General features: G+C 61.3%; 16 protein-coding genes, 2 tRNA genes and 1 other RNA gene. 10 read left to right on the forward strand and 9 right to left on the reverse strand.

Annotated features, from left to right (window positions below; genetic code table 11):
• Positions 1-7: 7 nt before the first annotated feature.
• Both gap and tkt read right to left on the reverse strand, forming a co-directional pair.
• Positions 8-1,015 (reverse strand): type I glyceraldehyde-3-phosphate dehydrogenase, encoded by a 1,008-nt coding sequence (gene gap, locus AC0V6X_RS06700; protein WP_486183809.1) that lies wholly within the window; start codon positions 1,013-1,015, stop codon positions 8-10.
• Between the two features lie 15 nt (positions 1,016-1,030).
• Positions 1,031-3,028: a transketolase gene (tkt, locus tag AC0V6X_RS06705; protein ID WP_486183810.1), complete on the reverse strand. Its 1,998-nt coding sequence runs from the start codon at positions 3,026-3,028 to the stop codon at positions 1,031-1,033.
• Positions 3,029-3,299: 271 nt separating this feature from the next.
• Between tkt and AC0V6X_RS06710 the strand changes: the two genes are divergently transcribed.
• From AC0V6X_RS06710 to AC0V6X_RS06730, 5 genes are all read left to right on the forward strand, one after another.
• On the forward strand, positions 3,300-3,545 hold the full coding sequence (locus AC0V6X_RS06710) for a hypothetical protein (protein ID WP_486183811.1): 246 nt from the start codon (positions 3,300-3,302) through the stop codon (positions 3,543-3,545).
• A gap of 10 nt (positions 3,546-3,555) precedes the next feature.
• Entirely contained in the window at positions 3,556-4,131 is a 576-nt protein-coding gene (locus AC0V6X_RS06715) for a cell division protein ZapA (RefSeq protein WP_486183812.1), read from the forward strand.
• Between the two features lie 11 nt (positions 4,132-4,142).
• A non-coding RNA gene (gene ssrS / locus AC0V6X_RS06720) (6S RNA) lies at positions 4,143-4,309 on the forward strand.
• Between the two features lie 199 nt (positions 4,310-4,508).
• Positions 4,509-5,090, forward strand: a complete 582-nt coding sequence (locus AC0V6X_RS06725) for a 5-formyltetrahydrofolate cyclo-ligase (protein ID WP_486183813.1) — start codon at positions 4,509-4,511, stop codon at positions 5,088-5,090.
• A complete protein-coding gene (locus AC0V6X_RS06730) occupies positions 5,091-5,327 on the forward strand; it encodes a DUF2842 domain-containing protein (RefSeq protein WP_486183814.1) in 237 nt (78 codons plus the stop codon).
• A 71-nt stretch (positions 5,328-5,398) separates the two neighbouring features.
• On the opposite strand, the gene AC0V6X_RS06735 is transcribed toward AC0V6X_RS06730, so the two are convergent.
• From AC0V6X_RS06735 to thyA, 5 genes are all read right to left on the reverse strand, one after another.
• Positions 5,399-5,475 (reverse strand) — tRNA-Asp (locus AC0V6X_RS06735).
• A gap of 110 nt (positions 5,476-5,585) precedes the next feature.
• Entirely contained in the window at positions 5,586-6,896 is a 1,311-nt protein-coding gene (locus AC0V6X_RS06740; RefSeq protein WP_486183815.1) for a dihydrolipoamide acetyltransferase family protein, read from the reverse strand.
• Between the two features lie 5 nt (positions 6,897-6,901).
• Complete coding sequence (locus tag AC0V6X_RS06745) at positions 6,902-7,963, reverse strand: alpha-ketoacid dehydrogenase subunit beta (RefSeq protein WP_486183816.1); 1,062 nt, start codon at positions 7,961-7,963, stop codon at positions 6,902-6,904.
• A complete protein-coding gene (locus AC0V6X_RS06750; RefSeq protein WP_486183817.1) occupies positions 7,960-9,267 on the reverse strand; it encodes a thiamine pyrophosphate-dependent enzyme in 1,308 nt (435 codons plus the stop codon). Before AC0V6X_RS06750 ends, AC0V6X_RS06745 begins: the two co-directional genes overlap by 4 nt.
• 72 nt (positions 9,268-9,339) lie before the next feature.
• Positions 9,340-10,275 (reverse strand): thymidylate synthase, encoded by a 936-nt coding sequence (gene thyA, locus AC0V6X_RS06755; RefSeq protein ID WP_486183818.1) that lies wholly within the window; start codon positions 10,273-10,275, stop codon positions 9,340-9,342.
• Positions 10,276-10,377: 102 nt separating this feature from the next.
• On the opposite strand from thyA, the gene AC0V6X_RS06760 reads away from it, so the two are divergent.
• Positions 10,378-10,454 (forward strand) — tRNA-Pro (locus AC0V6X_RS06760).
• Positions 10,455-10,459: 5 nt separating this feature from the next.
• Here AC0V6X_RS06760 and AC0V6X_RS06765 read toward each other — a convergent pair.
• Positions 10,460-10,927 carry a DUF3429 domain-containing protein gene (locus AC0V6X_RS06765; RefSeq protein WP_486183819.1) on the reverse strand — a complete coding sequence of 156 codons (468 nt, stop codon included), beginning with the start codon at positions 10,925-10,927 and terminating at the stop codon, positions 10,460-10,462.
• Positions 10,928-11,027: 100 nt separating this feature from the next.
• Between AC0V6X_RS06765 and AC0V6X_RS06770 the strand changes: the two genes are divergently transcribed.
• Positions 11,028-12,449 (forward strand): ABC1 kinase family protein, encoded by a 1,422-nt coding sequence (locus AC0V6X_RS06770; protein ID WP_486183820.1) that lies wholly within the window; start codon positions 11,028-11,030, stop codon positions 12,447-12,449.
• A gap of 48 nt (positions 12,450-12,497) precedes the next feature.
• Complete coding sequence (locus AC0V6X_RS06775) at positions 12,498-12,983, forward strand: low molecular weight protein-tyrosine-phosphatase (RefSeq protein ID WP_486183821.1); 486 nt, start codon at positions 12,498-12,500, stop codon at positions 12,981-12,983.
• A gap of 7 nt (positions 12,984-12,990) precedes the next feature.
• Here AC0V6X_RS06775 and recG read toward each other — a convergent pair whose 3' ends face one another.
• Positions 12,991-15,066: an ATP-dependent DNA helicase RecG gene (recG, locus tag AC0V6X_RS06780; protein WP_486183822.1), complete on the reverse strand. Its 2,076-nt coding sequence runs from the start codon at positions 15,064-15,066 to the stop codon at positions 12,991-12,993.
• A 57-nt stretch (positions 15,067-15,123) separates the two neighbouring features.
• Here recG and AC0V6X_RS06785 point away from each other — a divergent pair, with 57 nt between their 5' ends.
• Together AC0V6X_RS06785 and mfd are read left to right on the forward strand one after the other, a co-directional pair.
• Positions 15,124-15,432 (forward strand): FAD assembly factor SdhE, encoded by a 309-nt coding sequence (locus AC0V6X_RS06785; RefSeq protein ID WP_486183823.1) that lies wholly within the window; start codon positions 15,124-15,126, stop codon positions 15,430-15,432.
• A 58-nt stretch (positions 15,433-15,490) separates the two neighbouring features.
• Positions 15,491-18,991: a transcription-repair coupling factor gene (gene mfd, locus AC0V6X_RS06790; RefSeq protein WP_486183824.1), complete on the forward strand. Its 3,501-nt coding sequence runs from the start codon at positions 15,491-15,493 to the stop codon at positions 18,989-18,991.

The following is an 18,991-nucleotide window of genomic DNA, read 5'->3' on the forward strand; positions in this document are numbered from 1 at the left end:
GGGCCCCTTACAGGAACTTCGCCATCACGCCGGCGGTGTCGATCATGCGGTTGGAGAAGCCCCATTCATTGTCGTACCAGCTGACAACGCGGGCAAGCTTGCCTTCCATCACGCCGGTTTCCAGCGAGTCGATGGTGGAGCTGGCGGGGTGGTGGTTGAAGTCGCTCGAGACGAGCGGCTGATCTGTGTAGTCCAGCACGCCCTTCATCGGACCTTCCGCGGCGGCTTTGAGAGCGGCGTTCAGCTCTTCCGCCGTCGTGTCGCGACCCGGTTGGAAAGTCAGGTCAACAAGGCTGACATTGGGCGTCGGCACGCGGATTGACGATCCGTCAAGCTTACCCGCCAGTTCAGGAAGCACCAGACCCACTGCGCGCGCGGCACCGGTGGTGGTCGGGATCATGTTCTGCGCTCCGCCACGTGCGCGGCGCATGTCAGAGTGCATCTGGTCGAGCATGCGCTGGTCGTTGGTGTAGGAGTGGATCGTGGTCATGAAACCGCGCTCAATCCCCACCGTGTCGTTCAGCACTTTCGCGACCGGCGACAGGCAGTTGGTGGTGCAGCTGGCGTTGGAGACGATTACGTCGTTCGCGGTCAGCGTATCGTGGTTCACACCATAGACGATGGTCGCGCTAACATTCTTCGCCGGAGCGGAAATCAGCACGCGTTTCGCGCCGGCTTTCAAATGCGGCTCGGCAGCTTCGTGGCTTTGGAAGAAGCCGGTGCATTCCAGAACAATGTCCACGCCCTGCTCGCCATGCGGCAGGTTGCCAGGATCACGCTCAGAGGTGACTGCGATGCTCTTGCCGTTCACGACGATGGCGCCGTCTGCGACGTCAACAGAGCCGGGAAAGCGGCCATGGGTGGAATCGTACTGGAACAGCAGCGCGTTCGACTTCGTGTCCGCCAGATCGTTGATCGAGACTAGCTCAAGATCGTGGTCGGACCGCTCAAGGATTGCACGGGCGACGAGACGGCCGATGCGGCCAAAACCGTTGATGGCGACTTTGGTAGCCATTTCAAAAACTCCTGCTTAAGCGTTCAATTTGCTTTGGATTTGGGGGACAATCGCCTCTGCGGTGAGGCCATAATAGGCGAAGAGATCGCTGGCGGGAGCAGACGCTCCGAACCGGTCAATCCCGATATTGAGGCCATCTGTACCGGTGTAGCGCTCCCACCCCAGCGTCGCGCCCGCTTCAATCGAAACGATCAGCGCGTCTTTGGGAAGGACATCGGCTTTGTAAGCATCGTCCTGGGCGTCAAACAGTTCGGTGCACGGCATGGAGACCACATCGGTGCCCACGCCCGCCTCTTCAAGAGCATCGGCGCATTCCATCGCAAGCGCGACTTCGCTGCCCGATGCGACCAGCACGACCTTGCGTTCCGCTGCTGCACCGCGCAGGCGATAGCCGCCCTTGGCACACGCGTTCATTGCGCCGGTCCATTCGGTGTCGCACTCACCGCGCAGCTGCGGCAGGCCTTGGCGCGACAGTGCGAGAACCGAAGGCGTTTCCGGCGTCTTTAGCGCCAGCGCCCAGCATTCTGCCGTCTCGATAGTGTCGCAGGGGCGGAACGTGTTGAGGTTCGGGATCAGACGCAGGCTCATGACCTGCTCGATAGGCTGGTGGGTCGGGCCGTCTTCGCCAAGGCCGATAGAGTCATGCGTCATCACATAAATGGCCTGCGTCTTCTGCAGCGCCGACAGGCGGATCGCATTGCGGCAATAGTCGGAGAAGATCAGGAACGTGCCGCCATAGGGCACCACCCCGCCATGCAGCGCCATGCCGTTCATCGCAGCGGCCATGCCGAACTCGCGGATACCGTAATAGACATAGCGGCCCGAATAATCGTCCGCCGTCATCGGCAGAGTGCTCGGCGTCTTGGTGTTGTTCGAGCCCGTCAGGTCAGCAGAGCCACCGACCAACTGCGGCAGAGCCTCCGTCAGCGGAGTCAGCGCCATTTCACTCGCCTTGCGGGTTGCGACCTTCTGAGGCTCGGCTGCGAGCGCGCGGATATGACCTTCAATCGCGGCATCGACCTGTTCGGCAATGCCCGCCATCTGCGCTTCAAATGCCGCCCGCTTGGGAGAAGCGGCGAGCCGCGCTTCCCACTCGCCATGCGCATCGCGGCCCCGATCACCGGTGGAACGCCAGTCAGTGAGGATGTCTCCGGGCACTTCAAACGGAGCGCTGGTCCAACCCAATACGCTGCGGGCCGCTTCAATCTCGTCCGCGCCCAAAGGAGCGCCGTGTGTCGCGCTGGTGCCCTGTTTGTTCGGAGCGCCCTTACCGATCACGGTCTTGCAGGCGACGAGTGAGGGGCGCGGGTCGGCCTTCGCCTCTGCCAGAGCGCGGTCAACGTCGTCGAAATCGTGGCCGTCGCAGGAAACAACATGCCATCCGGTCGCTTCGTAACGCGCCTTGATGTTCTCGCTGGTCGACAGGTCGGTGCCGCCGTCGATGGTGATCTCATTATCGTCCCACAGCACGATCATTTGGCCAAGGCCAAGGTGCCCGGCGAGGCCGATAGCCTCGTGATTGATGCCCTCCATCAGGCAGCCATCGCCCGCGATCACCCAAGTGCGGTGATCGACCAGATCACTGCCGAACGTCGCGTTTAAATGCCGCTCTGCAATCGCCATCCCGACCGCCATCGCAAGACCCTGACCCAGCGGTCCGGTGGTGCACTCAACGCCTTCGAGCAGGAAGTTTTCGGGGTGGCCGGCACAAGGGCTGCCCAGCTGGCGGAAGTTTGCGATCTCCTCCATCGTCGGGCGCGCATAGCCGGACAAATGGAGCAGCGAGTAGATCAGCATCGAGCCGTGGCCTGCCGAAAGCACGAAGCGGTCACGGTCGGCCCAGTCAGGGCGCGCGGGGTTGAACTTCAGGTGCCGGTCGAACAACACAGAGGCCGCATCCGCCATTCCCATCGGCATTCCGGGGTGACCCGAATTGGCTGCCTGCACAGCGTCCATCGAAAGGGCTCGAATGGCGTTGGCCATATTCTGCAAGCGGGCGGCATCAAGGGTCATGGCGGTGACTGGCTCCTGCTGAAGCGCTGACCTGCCAGCGCCTTTTCTCGCGTGGTTTTCGTGTCTGGGTTTTGCACGTCTTGAATGCGCGAGCTTTTTGGGAGCGATTCGACCCCTCCAGCCCGTCGCAAAAAGCCATTGCTGAGCGACAGGGGCAGGTCAACACTCACCAACCCCAAGACCCCCGACATAATATCGGACGAAGCGGTGCAGAACACTTATCAACAGGAGCAGCCAACACTTTGCGTTACCGTGTGAATTTGGTATTTTCATGAGTGTTATGAGTGCAACTCGCATCGATCAGGCTATGGCCCGCATCACCGCCGCGATGGAGCGGATCGACAATGCGCGCGCAGAATTGGGAAACAGCTCTGGCGACAGCCAAGCGGATGACGCAGCTGACAGCGCAGGCTCAGCCCGCGTCATGGCGCTTGTGAATGCGCATGAGAAACTGCGCGAAGAAGTCGCTGATACGATTGGACAAATCGACACTCTAATCGAAGAGCTTGAGGGGTAAGGCGCGCGCTATGACTCAGGTGAAGATTAAGGTCGGCCCACGCAGCTATGCCATCGCATGCGGTCCCGGAGACGAAGAGAAAGTCGCCAAGTTCGGCGCTCTCATCGACGCAAATTATGCAAAACTCGGTGGGCGCTCGGCGCAAGAAGCAGATAACATCGTCTATGCGGCCCTGTTCCTCGCCGATGAGCTGGATGAGGCCAAAGAAACACTCGCCGCCTCCAAGCTGGAAATCAGCGAGCTCAAGCAGGAATTGCAGCGCGCCCAGGATGACGCAGCAAACGCAATCAAAAAAGCCGCTTCCGACAGCGAGACCGACAAAGCCAAGTCCGGCTCCAAGAAGGCGGAGCTGCGCGCAGAGATCGAAACCCTGCGCAAGGCAGAAAAGCGCGCGCGCAACGACAATGCGACCCTGAAAGCTCAGATCGCAGAGCTGGAGGAGCATGCTCGTCACCAGCACGACCTGTTCGGCGGTCCGGCGGAGGATGCGGCCTTGTCAGACGCTCTGGCTGAAAAGCTCGAAGCGCTCGCGATCCGCGCGGAAAGAACTGCTGACGCGCTTGAAGGTCAGGCCGCCGCGCACTAAGTCGTCAGATGGCGGGGCTGCCCGGCACGAGCCGACGAATATCCCTGAGGCTATAAGCAATCCAAGGGAGCTGTCCCTGCCTTGGTCCACCAGTTCGGCTGTGGGACCGGGGTATACGGCGCCCACCTGACGTTTTCGCGTCAGAGGATTTCATGGTCCGGCCCATGGTGGTTCCGTCATTTCTTCTTTGCGCAACCCATCCGGGTTGCGATTTCCTCGCTCACACGGCCTGAAGGCCGCGTCGCTGCGGGCGCCCGGTCGGGCTTGCGGCGCTGCGCGCCGTTTGGTGACGACAAACAGGGTGTGTTTTCGTCATTGCGAGCCCTTCGACTGACTGCTTGCAGCAGTCGCTCAGGACAGGCTAAGCGAAGCAATCCATGGACCGAACACTGAGTAAATCCGAACTCCGCGAGACTTTGCGCAAAATCCGCCGCGAACATGTCGAACAGCAGCCGGACGCGTTCCGCGCGCTGCTGTTCAACCATCCGCCTGCGCCTTTGCTGCGCACGATCAAGGATAGCGCCACCATCGGTCTCTACCACGCGACGCAGTTTGAAGCTCCGGCCGCGAGCTATGCGCGCCACTTTGCCGAAAGCGGACACATCATCGCCCTCCCTCGCTTCGAGGCCGAGGGCACGCCCATGGCCTTCGCCGAACACACGGACCCCTTCTCGGAAAGCGACCTCGAACCCGCCCCCTACGGCCTCGTCCAACCATCCGCAGACGCATCCAAAGTGGTGCCCGATATCGTATTTGTCCCGTTGCTTGGCTTCACCGAGCATCTCGAACGACTGGGCCAAGGTGGCGGACACTATGACCGCTGGCTGGCCGCGCATCCCAAGACAGTCGCCATAGGTCTTGCCTGGGACGTGCAATTGCTCGATGCGCTGCCGGTGGAACCACATGATGTCCGCATGGATGCCATCGTCACGCCGACGAGACTGTTTGGAGAACTCTAAATGCGCGAAACACCGACCTGGCGCATTCCGTTTGGGATCATTGGGCTGTTCATTGCCCTTACCGTCTATGCAGTCGTCATAGCCCGCTATGCACCCGACGTGATCGGCAGTTGGCCGACCTGGGCGCAGACCGTGATCTACCTGATCCTGGGCGTGATTTGGCTGTTACCCTTGAGGAACTTCCTGATCTGGATGGAGACCGGCAAATGGGGACGACCCTCGCCACCCGCTGAGTAAGACCGCGAAACGAAAAAGCCGCCCAGAACGGAGCGGCTTTTCCGATCTCATATGAGAAGAAAGGTCCCAAGTGGCGCGAGTGACGGGACTCGAACCCGCGACCCTCGGCGTGACAGGCCGATACTCTAACCAACTGAGCTACACCCGCGCATTACGCATGCAGCGCCTCTTGGGAGACGCGCCACTAAGCCAGTGAGTGTGGGCTGTCAACGCCCTCAATCACCCTAATGGCGCTTTTTTGTATCCTTTTTTGTATCCCTAGTCCGACAGCAGCAAAACAGGGGTCTCGATCAGCCTCTTGACCTCCTGAATGAAGCTCGCCGCATCATAGCCATCGACGACCCGGTGGTCGCAGGAGATGGAGATATTCATCAGCTTGCGCTTCTCGATCCGCTCCACACCATCGCTGCCCGTCACGAACATAGGCCGCTCGACAATGCGGTTCGGGCCGATGATAGCCACCTCAGGCCGATTGATGACTGGAGTGGTAGCAACACCGCCCAGCGGCCCAAGCGACGTGACTGTCAAAGTGGAGCCGGACAGCTCCTCCGACTTCGCCGAGCCATCACGCGCCGCATTCGCCAAGCGGCCAATCTCGCTTGCGAGCTGCCACAGATTGCGGCTTTCAGCGTTGCGGATGACGGGGACCATCAGGCCGTTGTCGGTCTGCGTCGCCATGCCCAGATGCACTGCCCCATGCCGTGTCACAACGCCCGCTTCGTCGTCGTAGCGCGCATTGATCATCGGATACTTCGGCAGCAGCTTGCAGAAGGCGGTGATGAGCATCGGGAGCATGGTGAGCTTGGGCTTGCTCCCCCGCGCGGAGTTCAGGTCCGCGCGCATGACTTCGAGAGCCGTAACATCGCATTCCTCGACATAGGTGAAGTGCGGGATGTTGCGCTTCGCCGCGCTCATATTCTGAGCGATACGCTTGCGCAGGCCGATGACCTTGATCGGCTCGTCTTCGCGCGTCGCAGCCGCGGGAGAGAACCCTCCGCCCGCATTATAGGCGAGGAACTGGTCAAGGTCGCCATGACGCACGCGGCCATCATCGGCGGGTTTCACCTCACCAAGGTCAATGCCGAGGTCGCGGGCGCGCTGGCGCACGGCGGGGGATGCGAGAACCTTCGCAGCTGCTGTTGTCGCATGGCCTTCGACAAGCTCAGGCTGAGCGGGCTTTGGTTCAACGGGTGCCTCTACAGCTTCAATTGGCGTCGATTCAGGCGCGATGTCCGCTCGTCCTGAGCCAGTCGAAGGACGCTCGCTGACCTCTGCCTCAGGCGCAGCTTCTTCCGCACCAGGGGCAGGATCATCCTGCTCAACACTTCCCTCAACCTCGATCACCAGCAGCATCGCGCCGACCGCGATCACATCGCCAACTTCGCCTGCCACTTCGAGGACTTTGCCATCGACCGGGCTTTCGATGTCGATCGTCGCCTTGTCGGTCATCACATCGACCAGATGCTGGTCTTCGGAGACCGTATCGCCGACCTTGACCTGCCAATCGACGATCTCCGCCTCGGCCACGCCTTCGCCCACATCGGGCATGTTGAAAGTGAACTTCGCCATGTGCGTTACTCTGCCAAAATCTTGTCAATCGCCTCGCCGATGCGGACGGGGCCGGGGAAATAGGCCCATTCGAGGCTGTGCGGATAGGGTGTGTCGAAGCCGGTGACGCGTTCGACCGGGGCTTCGAGGTGGTAGAAGCAGCGCTCTGTCACCAGCGCCGAAAGCTCCGAGCCGAAGCCCGATGTGCGCGTCGCTTCGTGGACGATCAGGCAGCGGCCGGTCTTTTTGACTGAAGCCTCAATCGCTTCGATGTCGAGCGGGACGAGCGTGCGCAGGTCGAGGATGTCGGCATCAACGCCCTTATTTTGGCACACGGCCTCTGCGACGTGGACCATCGTGCCATAAGCGAGCACGGTCAGCGCCTCGCCCTCTTGCACCATGCGTGCTTTGCCGAGCGGGATCTTGTAGTAACCCTCGGGCACGACGCTGGCATCGTGTTTTTTCCAAGGCTCGACCGGCTTATCGTAGAAGCCAGTGAAAGGCCCGTTATAGATCCGCTTGGGCTCAAAGAAGATCACCGGGTCATTGTCTTCGATGCAGGAGATCAGCAGGCCCTTTGCGTCATATGGCGTGGACGGGATCACCGTCTTAAGACCCGCAACGTGGGTGAAGATGCTCTCGGGCGATTGTGAGTGCGTCTGTCCGCCGAAAATGCCTCCACCAAAGGGCGAGCGCACTGTCATCGGCGCGATATATTCGGTGGCCGAGCGATAACGCAGACGCGCCGCTTCGGAGATCAGCTGATCAAGACCGGGATAGATGTAGTCGGCAAACTGGATTTCCGGGACCGGGCGCAGGCCATATGCGCCCATGCCGACCGCAACGCCGATAATCCCGCATTCGCTGATCGGCGTGTCGAATACGCGGGTCTTGCCGTGCTTTTCCTGAAGGCCCGCCGTGCAGCGAAAGACGCCTCCGAAATAGCCGACATCCTCGCCCATCACGATCACATCGTCATCGCGCTCCAGCATGATGTCGAGCGCTTCGTTGATCGCCTCGATCATGTTCACACGGCGTTCTGTGGTTTCGCCTTCGACCGGTGTTGGCGTGTTTGTTTGAGCGTTCATTTGCCCGCTCCATCCATGGGGTGTTCGTCCGGCCATTTGATCTTGCGTTCACGGGTCGCCTGAGCGGCCTGCTCCTCCAAGTGCCAAGGCAGTTCTTCGAATACATCTTCGAACATCGTGTGGAATGGATGGTGGAGACCGTGGCCAAGGATGCCGTTCTTCTCGGCCTCTTTGGTGGTCGCCTTCACCTCTTCGGCGCAAGCCTTGTCCATTTCGGCCTGGCGTTCCTCGTCCCACTCACCGATTGCGATGAGGTGGTTTTTGAGGCGCATGACCGGATCGCCGAGCGGCCATTCCTCACGTTCTTGCGCTGAGCGGTAGCCGCTGGGGTCATCCGAGGTGGAGTGGCCTTCCGCGCGGTAGGTAAAATATTCGATCAGCGTCGGGCCTTGGTTGGCGCGGGCGCGGTTCGCAGCCCATTGTTGAGCGGCAAAGCATGCAAGCGCATCGTTGCCATCCACCCGCAGACCCGCAATGCCATAGCCCAAGGCGCGCGCGGCGAAGGTTGTTCGCTCTGCGCCTGCAAATCCCGAGAAGCTCGAAATCGCCCATTGGTTGTTGATCACGTTGAGGATCACCGGCGCGTTGTAAACGCTCGCAAAGGTGCAGGCGGAGTGGAAGTCACCCTCTGCGGTAGAGCCCTCGCCCACCCACGTGGCGGCGATGCGGCTGTCGCCCTTGATCGCAGAGGCCATGGCCCAGCCGACAGCTTGGGGCGTTTGCGTGGCGAGGTTGCCGGAGATGCTGAAGAAGCTGTGCTCGCGGCTCGAATACATGATCGGCAGCTGGCGACCTTTCAGCTTGTCGCCCTTGTTCGAATAGATTTGGTTGATCATCTCGATCAGCGGATAGCCGCGCGCGATCAGGATGCCCTGCTGGCGGTAGCTTGGGAACACCATGTCGTCGCTCGCCAGAGCCATGGAGGCAGCCACGCTGGTCGCCTCTTCGCCGGTGCACTTCATGTAAAACGAAGTCTTGCCCTGACGCTGCCCGCGGAACATCCGCTCATCGAACGCCCGCACCATCGCCATATGGCCGAGCATTGTGCGCAAAGTGTCGGGATCAAGCTTAGGGTCCCACGCCCCATGCGCCTTGTTATCCTCTCCCAGCACGCGGACGAGGCCATAGGCAAAGTCCTTCATATCGCCGGGAGCGGTGCTTTCATCCGGGCGCGGCTGAGAGCCGGCTTCGGGAATGTTGAGCTCGCTAAAGTCGACCGGCTCACCGGGGCGCGACTTTGGCTCAGGCACATGCAGGGCAAGTGCGGGACGGTTAGTGGGATTGGGGTCAGCCTTGTCGGCCATGAAAATGCTCTCCCAGCAAGTCGGATTGCTGGTCGGGTATGGCACGTGCCTTAGGGGGTCAAGCGGAAGCGATCACACCGCAACAGGGGCCTTGATCGGGGGGTGCGGCGCGTAATCATGCACCACAAAATCCTCTACCCGGTAGTCGAAAATTGTTTCGGGCTTTCGCGTGATTTCGAGAGTGGGGTGCCCTTGGGGGCTGCGAGTCAGTTGCTCCTCGATCAAATGCGCGTGGTTGAGATAGAGGTGCACGTCCCCGCCCATCCACACGAGCTCGCCCGGCTCAAGCCCCGTTTGATCCGCCATCATCCGCGTCAAAAGAGCCGCCGACCACAGGTTGAACGGCAGGCCGAGAGCCACATCGCAGGACCGCTGATAGAGCATGCAGTTCAAGCGATCACCGGCCACATGGAACTGATAGGTCTTGTGACACGGAGGCAGCGCCATCCGGTCCAGCTCAGCGACATTCCAGCCCTCAATGATGTGGCGACGGCTGCCGGGAGAGGTCTTTAGGCTTTCGACCACTTCAGCCACCTGATTGATGCTGGGGCCGCGTTCATACAGGCCATCTTTGCGATAGCGATATGTGGGCCAATCGACCCATTGCTTGCCATAGACCGGGCCCAGGTCGCCCCAACGATTGGCAAACTCTTCGTCATCGGCGATGCGCTGAACGAAATCGTCCAGGCTGATGTCTTCGCCCGTTTCCTTGACGTAGCGAGCATGGGGCCACTCATTCCAGATCTTCACGCCTTGCAGGACCAGCGGGCGGATATTGGTCTCACCAGTCAGAAACCACAGCATCTCACGCGTCGCAGTCTTCCAATAGACCCGCTTGGTGGTGAGCAGCGGCATTGCGCCCTCACCCAAATCGTAGCGCAGCATCGCCCCTGCAATTGAGCGCGTGCCCACGCCGGTGCGGTCCACCCGCTCGCTTCCGCCGGTCCAAATCTGGCGCATCAGGTCGAGATATTGCTGTTCGGAGTGAGGAATCGCAGTGCTGGTCATGAACACAAGCTATAAGCGCCAATTGGACGCTTGCCACCTTCGCTATCCACACTTATAGGCGCGCCCCTACCGCACGCGCTATCACTGCCGTGCAGATTGAGTCGGGAAGTAGCTCAGCCTGGTAGAGCACCGTCTTCGGGAGGCGGGGGCCGGAGGTTCGAATCCTCTCTTCCCGACCATTTCCTCAAACAATCGCCTCGGCAATAACGCCCAGCACGATCGTCAGCACACCCAACCCCACTGACAGATGCACCCGCAGGCGCATGAAGTCCGGCGCGGCGTATCCCAGCGCGCGGTCAACCAGTGGCGAGGCGAGGATCAGGGCTCCCAGATATAGCAGAGCAGGCCCCGGCCAGTCCCAGCCGAAACTCCACGGCAGGAACAACGCGACCGCCAGAAGGCTCGGCATGACAGCGACAAGATAGGTTCCGGGCCCCGCACGGCCCGACGCTATCGCCTGCCCCCACCAAACGCCGCCCAGGAAGCTGTAGATCGCAGCAGCATAGGCGTATCCTCCGGCGAGCGCGGTGTAGCCATATTCATGCCCCGTGCCCGCCAGTGCGACGCAGATGATCTGCGGCAGCAATCCGGCATAGCCCAGCCATTTAGAGGCGGGTGTCAGGGTCGGATTGTTGGGCGGTGTCTCGGTCATGCAAACTCCTACGCGGTGGGCCTCTCTAGAGATGCGTGTGGGCCAAGGTCCAGACGGTCTTTGCATTCAGCTGGCAAGCGACCACATAGGCGGCAACCCAATGGGAACGCCGCTCTCCCCCGACCGTTCCTCTCATACAACCCATTTGGATGAGCACAGACCTTTGGCTGAAGACACACCCGACAAGTCCCGCGAAAAGGCGGTCCCCTCCGGACGCCTCGCCCGGATCAGCACTTTTGGTCGCCTTGTCGGCGGCGTGGCTGGTGGCATGGCGGCAGAGGGCGCGCGCAGGCTGACCAGCGGAGAATCGCTCAGCGCGCGCGACCTCATCCTCACGCCGGGCAATGTGAAGCGCATGACCGACCGCCTGTCGCATTTGCGCGGCGCGGCGATGAAGATGGGGCAGATGATCAGCCTGGATGCGGGCGACTTCCTGCCACCTGAGCTGTCAGAGATCCTCGCCCGCCTGCGCGATCAGGCGAACTTCATGCCGACCAAGCAGCTCGACACTGTCCTGCGCTCTGAGTGGGGGAATGATTGGCGGCGGCAGTTCAAATGGTTCAATCCGCGCCCGATTGCGGCCGCCAGCATCGGCCAAGTGCACAAGGCCATGACCCGCGACGGTCAGGAACTGGCGATCAAGGTCCAATATCCCGGCGTTGCGCAAAGCATCGACAGCGACGTCGACAATGTCATGACGCTGCTCAAAATCGCGGGCTTCGCTCCGCCAGAACTGGAGATCGACAAGCTGCTCGCCGTCGCCAAACAGCAGCTCCACGAAGAGGCCGACTACCAGCGCGAGGGCGAGCAGATGGAGCTCTACCGCCGGATGCTGGAAGGCGAGGAAGGTTTCGTCGTCCCCACCTTGCACAAAGAGCTGACACGCGGTTCAATTCTGGCGATGAGTTTTGAGGATGGCGTCTCCATCGAACGGCTCGATGAAGAGAGCGAGGAACGCAAGAACGAAGTCATGGGCCGCCTGATGCGGCTGGTTGCGCGCGAGTTGTTTGAATTCGGCCTGATGCAAACCGATCCCAACTTCGCCAATTACCGCTTCCGCCCCTCTACTGGAGAGATCATCTGCCTCGACTTTGGCGCGTGCCGCCCGGTCGATCCCGATGTTGCCAATGGCTATCGCAAAATGCTCCATGCAGGCCTTGCGGGAGATCGCCAGAAGGTGATCGACGCGACGATTGAATTGGGCTTCATGATGCCCATCGTCTATGAGAAACACCCGGATCGAGTGGGCCGCATGGTCGATATCGTCATCGGCGAAATGCGCGAGGACAAGCCCTTCGACTTTGGCGACCGCGCCTTTGTCCCGCTGCTGCGTGAGGAAGGGTGGGAGATTGCTCAAGACAAAGACACTTGGGCCTTCCCTCCGATTGAGACGCTGTTCGTGCAGCGAAAGGTCTCAGGCACCGCATTGCTGGGCGCCAACCTGAAAGCGCAGATCAATATACGCCAAATGGTCGAAGAGGTTCTGGGCAATACGCAGCCCTTCCCTGCAAAAGCCGCTTAAAAACTGCGAAGCCTTGCAAGTGGTTAGCCAAAGTGGCTAACGGAACCCATGGAGCAGAGCTCAAGCCACAAAACGCGCATACTTTTCGTATGTCTTGGCAATATTTGCCGGTCCCCCATGGCAGAAGGTGCTTTACGCGAAGCAGCGGCGCAGGCGGGGTTGGAGATAGATGTCGATTCTGCTGGGACCGCCGCCTATCACATCGGCGAGCACCCCGACCCGCGCGCAATCGCCACTGCCGCGCGCCACGGCGTCGACATATCGGATTTGCAAGGACGCCAATTGGCGAGTGAGGACTTTGAACAATTCACCCACATCTTCGCGATGGACACAAGCAATCTCGCCGGGATCAAGTCGCGCGACCTGCGCAATGGCACAGCCGAGGTGAGCTTGCTGCTCGACTTGCTCGACGACCGAGCCGGAGAGCCAGTCCCCGACCCCTATTACGGCGATGAGGATGGGTTTGAGCGCTGCTGGCAGACCATCAGCGAGGCAGTGGATGCGTTGGTGGAGCGATTGAAGCAGGGCGCTTGAACCCCGCTCAGCCCCCTCGAAGCAATTGCACACCCCAATCGCGCTCGAACAAATAGAGCAGCACGCGCGCTGCCTCCCCCCTCTGCGATGTCAGGCCACCATCCCGGTCAATCAGCAGCCGCGCATCGGCGTGGGCGGCAGGGAGCAGTTGCTGCACTTGCTCAAGGTCAGCGATGCGGAAAGCCGCCTCCCCCGATTGCCGCGTACCGAGCAATTCTCCGCCGCCGCGCAGTTCGAGGTCTTTCTCCGCCAGGAAGAAGCCGTCTTGCGATTCCTTGATGTAAGTTAGGCGTTTCTTGCCGGTTTCGGAGAGCTCGTCTCCGCGCAACAGCACGCAGCGGCTCTTCTCCGATCCCCGCCCCACACGGCCCCGGAGCTGGTGAAGTTGCGCCAAACCAAAGCGCTCTGCCTGCTCGATCACCATCAGCGTCGCGCCTGGCACGTCGACGCCGACTTCGATGACGGTGGTCGCAATCAGCAGCTTGGCCTCGCCGCTCGCGAAACGCTCCATATTGGCGTCTTTGATTTCGGGCTTGAGCTGGCCGTGAACCATGACGACCGCATTTCCAAACCGCTCCGCCAGCGCCGCATAGCGGGCTTCGGCTGCGGCGATGTCTGCTGTCTGATATCCGCCGTTTGCCTCCCGCACCATCGGGCAGACCCAATAGGCTTGGGAACCGCTGGCAAGGTGGCGTTCGACGCCCGCGACCATCTCCTCCATCCGGCTTTGCGGGAAGACCAGCGTGTCAATCGCTTGGCGGCCGGGTGGCAGCTCATCCAAACGGCTCACATCCATCTCACCATATTGCGCGAGGGTCAGGCTGCGCGGGATCGGCGTCGCGGTCATGGCGAGCGTGTGCGGAGCCGCCCTGCCCTTTGCTGCAAGCGCGAGGCGCTGCTGCACGCCAAAACGATGCTGCTCGTCAATCACGACGAGGGCCAAGTCTTTGTAGGCAACGCTGTCCTGAAAGATCGCGTGGGTGCCGACGAGGATGTCGATCTCGCCATTCAGCAGCCCCATAAGAGTGCCCTCACGCTCGCGGCCCTTGGCACGGCCCGTCAGCAGAGCCACTTCAGCACCAGTCGGAGCGGCCATCTTGCGCAGAGTTTCAAAGTGTTGACGAGCGAGGATTTCGGTCGGCGCGAGCAGCGCGGCCTGCTTCCCCGCCTCCACCGCGACCAGCATTGCTTCGAGCGCGACTACGGTCTTGCCGGCCCCCACATCCCCTTGCAGAAGCCGCAGCATCGGGGCTTCCTGCTGCATGTCAGCCTCAATCTCAGCCACGGAGCGCTTCTGCGCACCGGTCATCTCAAATGGCAGGTCGAGTTTGGTGCGCAAACTTCCGTCTCCGAGCAAAGCCTGCCCGCGTCGCCGCCGTCCGTCTGCCCGCACCAGCAGCAGGGCGAGCGAGTTCGCCAGCAGCTCGTCATAGGCCAGCCGGTCGCGCGCTTTTTCATGGGAGTCCTTGTGGGCCAGTTGCAAAGCATCGCGCCACGATGGCCATCCCTCGCGGTCAGACTGGCCTGGCTCGATCCATTCGGGCAGTTCCGGCAGCTTCTCCAGCGATTGCTCAACCAATCCAGCTACCTTTGGCTGGGTCAACCCTTCCGAAAGCGCATAGATCGGCTCATTCAACCGCGCCAGATGCGCCGCAGAGCTTTCCTCGACATGGTCAGGATGCACGATCTGGAGCATGTCTCCATAACGGTCGAGCCGCCCCGCCACCCAGCGTTTCTCTCCCACCGGAAGCTGCTTCTTCGCAGTGTATGATGCGCGGCCAAAATAGGTCAGCGCGCAGATATTGCCCGCCTCATCCTGCGCCAGCACCCGATACGGACCCCGACCCGGATTGTAAGGTGCACGATGCTCAGTCGCGGTTAGCGCAACGATCACCTGCTCGCCCTCCGCCCCCTGATCCAGATCCGTGATCACCCGCCGCGTAACGAAGCGTTCTGGCAGGTGGTAGGCGACATCCTTGATCCGTGTGAGGCCCAGCTTCTCCAGCGGTTTCGCAAGCTTGGGCCCGACGCCGTCAAGCGTCTGGCTCTCCGCAAACAAAGGATTGAGAATATCGGGCCGCATGGTCGAGCGCCTTATAGCGTCTTGAACCCGCCTTGCGAGTGCCTTAGGTCGCTGGTCATGTCAGATATGCCCGCTTCCGAAGTTCCATCCCCCGATATGCCGTCGATGGAAACCCGTCTCGCCCGCGCCAAGTTTCGCGCCTGGCACCGTGGCACGCGGGAGGCCGATTACATGATCGGCGGCTTCTTCGACCGCTACCACGCCGAATGGGGTGAGGCGGAGATGGACTGGTTCGAGGATCTGCTCGCCGAAGACGACGTCGATGTCATGGCTTGGGGCCTCAAAACCGCGCCCGTGCCAGGGCGTTTTCAAGGCCCGATGATCGAGACAATGCAGAAGCTCGACTACGTCGATATCCCCAGCTAGGGCGCTGCGACGCGCCTTCTTGCGGGAACCGGCCCGCGCCCAAGACCTTTGAATTGATATGCCCGATCTGAACCGCATTCTAGCAGCGGACGCTCCGCTGACGCTGTCCTCAATGCCGCGCGGCGCGCAGCCGTTGGTGATGAGCGATCTGGCGCGCGCTGTCGGGCAGCAAAGCAAGGGCACGCGTGCGGTCTTCATCGCGCCGGACGATGCAGCCATGCATTCGGTGGCAGAGGCCGCGCGCTTCTTTGCGCCCGAGGTCGAGGTGCTGGAGTTTCCCGCTTGGGACTGCCTGCCCTATGACCGCGCCTCGCCCGCATTATCGGTCAGCGCCGCGCGGCTTTCCACCCTGTTCCGGATGCAGCATCCGTCCAGCGGGTCGCAGCTTGTGGTGACGACCGCCAACGCGGTGCTGCAACGCGTCCTGACGCCCTTCCGCATCCGTGAGAGCGTGCGCGGGTTCAAACCGGGCACGGTAATCGGGCATGAGAGCTTGGCAGCGCTCCTCACCCGCCAAGGTTATTCGCGCACTGACACAGTCGTCGATCACGGCGAGTTCGCGGTGCGCGGGTCGATTGTCGACATCTTCCCCTCTTCGCTCGATGAAGGGCTTCGGCTCGATTTCTTCGGCGATGAGCTGGAGAGCCTGCGCCTGTTTGACCCCAGCACGCAGCGCTCAACCGGACGGTTGCTGGATCACCTGCTTCTCCCCGCCTCCGAGGCGCTGATCGACGAGGATTCGATCAAGCGCTTCCGCAGCCGCTATCGCGAGCTCTTCGGCGCCGCTGCAACGCAGGACCCGCTCTACGAAGCGGTTAGCGATGGGCGTCGCCTTGCAGGGATGGAGCATTGGCTCCCGCTGTTCGAGGAGAAGCTGGCGACGCTCTTCGATCACTTTTCACCGCAAGATGTGGTCGTGGTCGATCAGGCCGCCATTGGAGCTTCGGAAGAGCGCCTCTCCGACATTGCCGACTATCACGAACAGCGTGGACGCGTTGCGTCGGACAAGACCGGTTCCTACCGCCCGCTCGCCAAAGATGCGCTCTACTTGTCGAACGAGGAGTTATCCGAAGCCCTCGCCTCAGCCACCGCGCACAAGACCAGCGTCTTTGCCGCCCCCGATGGAGGCGCGGTGCTGGATTTCGGGTTCAAAGCCTCACGCGACTTTTCCCCTGAACGTGCACGCGGCGACAATTTGTACGAGACAGCGGCCAAGCACTTTGCCGAGGTTGCCAAATCGGGCCGCAAGCCGATGTTCGCCGCCTACTCGCAAGGCTCGGCCAAACGCGTCGCCTCGATCCTTGAGGAAGCCGGAGCCAAAACCGCCCTCGCCGACAGCTGGCAGGAAGCGCAAGGGGTGGCAGCCAAGGGCACGGCCATCGCCATGGTCCTGCCGCTCGATACAGGCTTCTCCAACGACCAGATTGAGCTGCTGACAGAACAAGATCTTCTCGGCGACCGGCTGGTGCGGCGCAAGAAAAAGCGCAAGGATTCCGATGCTTTCCTCGCCGAATTGCAAGCGCTCTCTCGCGGAGACCTGGTGGTCCATGTCGAGCATGGGATCGGCAAATATCTCGGCCTCGAAGCGGTGCCGGTGGGCAAGAGCAAGCACGATTGCGTGCAGCTGGAATATAAGGGCGGCGACAAGCTGTTCATCCCGGTCGAGAACCTTGAAGTCCTCTCGCGCTATGGCTCCTCCGAAGACGCCGTCATGCTCGACCGGCTGGGTGGCGAAGCGTGGCAGAAGCGCCGCGCCAAGCTGAAGGAACGCATCACCGCCATCGCTGGCGAGCTGATGAAAGTCGCGGCCGAGCGTGCTCTGAAAAAAGCACCGGTCTTCGCTGCCGAAGAGGCCAGCTTCAACCAATTCGTCGACCGCTTCCCGTGGGAGGAGACCGACGATCAGGACGCGGCAATCGCCGATGTGCTGCGCGATCTGGAAAGCGGCAAGCCAATGGACCGACTGGTCTGCGGCGACGTCGGCTTCGGCAAGACCGAGGTGGCCCTGCGCGCCGCCTTCGTCGCGGCTATGAACGGCCAGCAAGTCGCGGTGGTCGCACCGACAACTCTGCTCGCCCGTCAGCACTACCAGAACTTCGCCGAACGCTTTGCCGGCTTCCCGCTGAAGATCGGTCGCCTGTCGCGTCTCGTCTCCTCCAAAGAGACGACCGAGACGCGCGAGGGACTGGCATCGGGTGATATCGACATTGTCGTCGGCACCCACGCGATCCTCTCCAAATCGACCGAGTTTAAGGAGCTCGGCCTTGTTATCGTCGATGAGGAGCAGCGCTTTGGCGTCACCCACAAGGAGAAGCTGAAGCAGCTGCGGTCCGACGTGCACATGTTGACGCTGACCGCAACTCCCATCCCGCGGACACTCCAGATGGCGATGACGGGTCTGCGTGAGCTTTCGACCATCCAGACGCCGCCCGTGGACCGCCTTGCGGTGCGCACATACGTGATGGAGTGGGACGATATGGTCATGCGCGAGGCTCTGCTGCGCGAACACCATCGCGGCGGGCAGAGCTTCATTGTGGTCCCCCGCATCTCCGACATGGCGGCGGTCGAAGAATGGCTTGCTGAACACGTGCCAGAGGTGAAGAGCATCTCCGCCCATGGCCAGATGGGTGCGGGCGAAATCGAAGAGCGGATGAGCGCCTTTTACGAAGGCAAATACGAAGTCCTGCTCTCCACCACGATTGTCGAGAGCGGCCTCGACCTACCGAGCGCCAACACCATTATCATCCACCGCGCCGACCGCTTTGGCTTGGCACAGCTATACCAGCTAAGGGGCCGTGTGGGCCGCGCCAAACTGCGCGCCTATGCCTACCTTTCCTATGAGAAGGACGTGCAGCTTTCGGAGATTGCAGAGAAGCGTCTGAAGGTTCTGAGTGACCTCGACTCGCTGGGTGCAGGGTTCCAGCTTGCCTCCCACGACCTCGACATTCGCGGGGCTGGCAACCTGCTGGGCGACGAGCAATCGGGCCACATCCGCGAGGTTGGGTTTGAGCTCTACCAGTCGATGCTCGAAGACGCGATCATGGCGGCCAAGGCGGGGCAAATGGGGCTTGAGAAAGCTGCGGATGCGTTCTCGCCCCAGATCACCGTCGATGCGCCGATCATGATCCCGGAGGAATACGTCCCCGATCTCGCCGTCCGCATGGCGCTTTATCGACGCCTCAACCAGGCGCAAGACAAGGCAGAGATCGAATCGATGGCCGCAGAGATGATCGACCGGTTCGGCGACCTGCCAGAGCCGACCAAGAACCTGATCCGTCTGATCGAAATCAAACATCAGGCGATCGAGGCCAACATTGCCAAGATCGACGTAGGTGCGCGCGGGACGCTAGTGACCTTCCATCAGGACAATTTCCCTGATGGGCCAGGTCTCATCGCCTATGTCGACAAGCTATCAGGCACTGCCAAACTGCGCCCCGATATGAAGCTGGTGATCAACCGCGCATGGGGCGACCCGCAAAGCCGCCTCAACGGGCTGTTCCAACTGACAAAGGGCCTAAGCAGCATCGTGCGCAAAGCGAAGCGCAAACAGGCTGCATAG

This window comes from Erythrobacter sp. S267 (assembly GCF_057365045.1).

Excerpts from the sequence above, each read along its gene's own strand:
- gap (WP_486183809.1), bottom strand. The coding sequence starts at position 1,015 with ATGGCTACCAAAGTCGCCATCAACGGTTTTGGCCGCATCGGCCGTCTC.
- tkt (WP_486183810.1), bottom strand. The coding sequence starts at position 3,028 with ATGACCCTTGATGCCGCCCGCTTGCAGAATATGGCCAACGCCATTCGA.
- AC0V6X_RS06710 (WP_486183811.1), top strand. The coding sequence starts at position 3,300 with ATGAGTGTTATGAGTGCAACTCGCATCGATCAGGCTATGGCCCGCATC.
- AC0V6X_RS06715 (WP_486183812.1), top strand. The coding sequence starts at position 3,556 with ATGACTCAGGTGAAGATTAAGGTCGGCCCACGCAGCTATGCCATCGCA.
- AC0V6X_RS06725 (WP_486183813.1), top strand. The coding sequence starts at position 4,509 with ATGGACCGAACACTGAGTAAATCCGAACTCCGCGAGACTTTGCGCAAA.
- AC0V6X_RS06730 (WP_486183814.1), top strand. The coding sequence starts at position 5,091 with ATGCGCGAAACACCGACCTGGCGCATTCCGTTTGGGATCATTGGGCTG.
- AC0V6X_RS06740 (WP_486183815.1), bottom strand. The coding sequence starts at position 6,896 with ATGGCGAAGTTCACTTTCAACATGCCCGATGTGGGCGAAGGCGTGGCC.
- AC0V6X_RS06745 (WP_486183816.1), bottom strand. The coding sequence starts at position 7,963 with ATGAACGCTCAAACAAACACGCCAACACCGGTCGAAGGCGAAACCACA.
- AC0V6X_RS06750 (WP_486183817.1), bottom strand. The coding sequence starts at position 9,267 with ATGGCCGACAAGGCTGACCCCAATCCCACTAACCGTCCCGCACTTGCC.
- thyA (WP_486183818.1), bottom strand. The coding sequence starts at position 10,275 with ATGACCAGCACTGCGATTCCTCACTCCGAACAGCAATATCTCGACCTG.
- AC0V6X_RS06765 (WP_486183819.1), bottom strand. The coding sequence starts at position 10,927 with ATGACCGAGACACCGCCCAACAATCCGACCCTGACACCCGCCTCTAAA.
- AC0V6X_RS06770 (WP_486183820.1), top strand. The coding sequence starts at position 11,028 with ATGGGAACGCCGCTCTCCCCCGACCGTTCCTCTCATACAACCCATTTG.
- AC0V6X_RS06775 (WP_486183821.1), top strand. The coding sequence starts at position 12,498 with ATGGAGCAGAGCTCAAGCCACAAAACGCGCATACTTTTCGTATGTCTT.
- recG (WP_486183822.1), bottom strand. The coding sequence starts at position 15,066 with ATGCGGCCCGATATTCTCAATCCTTTGTTTGCGGAGAGCCAGACGCTT.
- AC0V6X_RS06785 (WP_486183823.1), top strand. The coding sequence starts at position 15,124 with ATGTCAGATATGCCCGCTTCCGAAGTTCCATCCCCCGATATGCCGTCG.
- mfd (WP_486183824.1), top strand. The coding sequence starts at position 15,491 with ATGCCCGATCTGAACCGCATTCTAGCAGCGGACGCTCCGCTGACGCTG.